Source organism: Streptomyces phytophilus, from assembly GCF_013870535.1.
In the GTDB taxonomy this organism is placed as follows: Bacteria; Actinomycetota; Actinomycetes; order Streptomycetales; family Streptomycetaceae; genus Streptomyces; species Streptomyces phytophilus.
The window spans coordinates 1-1,543 of record NZ_JACBXC010001368.1 but is presented as its reverse complement, the minus strand read 5'-3'; the positions used below and the strand labels follow the sequence as shown (position 1 = coordinate 1,543).

Here is a 1,543-nt window from a genome sequence, read left to right as displayed (position 1 = left end):
GAGGCGGTCCGTTGAGCGCGGAGACCGAGGCCGCCGCCGCCACCGCCGCGGACACGGCGGCCATGGCCTTCGTCGGCGTCAGCACCGGCGAGTCGTCCATCATGCGGATCTTCCCCGAGTGGGCCCGCCTCCTCGGCCTGCCCACCGCCCGGCTCGTCGGCTTCGACCTGCCGCCGGACGCGGAACCCGCCCGCTACCGGGCGGTGGCCGAGCGGATCCGGCGCGACCCGCTGCTGCTCGGCGCGCTGATCACCACGCACAAGATAGGCGTGTACCGGGCCGCCGCCGACCTCTTCGACGAGCTGGACGACTTCGCCAGGCTGTGCGGCGAGGTCTCCTCCGTCTCCAAGCGGGACGGCCGCTTCGTCGGTCACGCCAAGGACCCGCTGACCGCGGGCCTGGCCATCGAGGAGTTCCTCGCGCCGGGGCACTTCGCCGCCACCGGTGGCGAGCTGCTCTGCCTGGGCGCCGGCGGTGCCGGCACCGCGATCAGCTACTACCTGGCCCGCCGCCCCGACGCCCCCGCCCGCATCGTCTGCACCGACCGCTCCGCCGACCGGCTCGCCGAACTCGCCGACGTGCTCCGGCGCGGCGGCGCCGACCCCGCCCGGCTGCGTACCGTCGTGACCGGCGGGCACGCCGACGACCTGCTCGCCGCGGCACCCCCCGGCACCCTCGTCGTCAACGCCACGGGCCTGGGCAAGGACCGGCCCGGCTCGCCGCTGTCGCCCGCGGCGCGCTACCCGCGCGGGGCCGTGGTGTGGGAGCTGAACTACCGCGGCGCGCTGCCGTTCCTGCACGCCGCGCGCGCCCGGGCCGCCGAGCGGGACCTCGATGTGGTCGACGGCTGGCGGTATTTCATCCACGGCTGGTCCCAGGTGATCGCGGAGGTGTTCGGCCTGAGGCTGGACGCCGCGACCGTCGACCGGCTCTCCGCCGCCGCCGAGGCCGTACGGTGACGGTCCGCACGGTGCTCGGGGACATCCCCGCCGACCGGCTCGGGCGGACCGACTACCACGAGCACCTCTTCCAGGTCTCGCCGCTGCTCCCCGGTGACGAACTGGACGACGAGGTGCGCAGCGGGCAGGAGGCCGCGTACCTGCGCGCCGCCGGCTTCACGGCGATGATCGAGGCGACCCCGGTGGGCCTGGGCCGCGACCCGGCGGGCGTCGCCCGCATCGCGCGGGCCACGGGGCTGCACGTCGTGCACACCACCGGCGCCCACCGCGAGCCCCACTACGCCCCCGGCCACCCGCTGCTCGCACTCGCCGAGGCCGAGCTGGCCGCGCTCTTCACCGCCGAGCTGACCGACGGCATGTACGCGGACGCGGAGCTGGCGGTACGGACCGGGCCCGCCGTGCGCGCCGGGATCGTCAAGGCGGGCGCCGGGTACTGGTCGATCACCCCGTTCGAGCACCGGGTGCTCGCGGCGGCCGGCGCCGCCCACCGGGCCACGGGGGCGCCGGTGATGGTGCACCTGGAGTACGGCAGCGCGGCGTTCGAGGTGCTGGCGGAGCTGGCCGGCCACGGGGTGCCGGCGCAC

2 protein-coding genes are annotated in these 1,543 nt (G+C 76.4%); both read left to right on the top strand.

Annotated features, from left to right (window positions below; genetic code table 11):
- On the top strand, positions 1-959 hold a 959-nt coding region (locus tag H5J30_RS32445), incomplete at its 5' end, for a shikimate dehydrogenase family protein (RefSeq protein ID WP_258563644.1).
- Positions 960-970: 11 nt separating this feature from the next.
- Positions 971-1,543 (top strand): phosphotriesterase family protein (locus tag H5J30_RS32440; protein ID WP_508471076.1); only part of this gene is annotated, 573 nt, incomplete at its 3' end.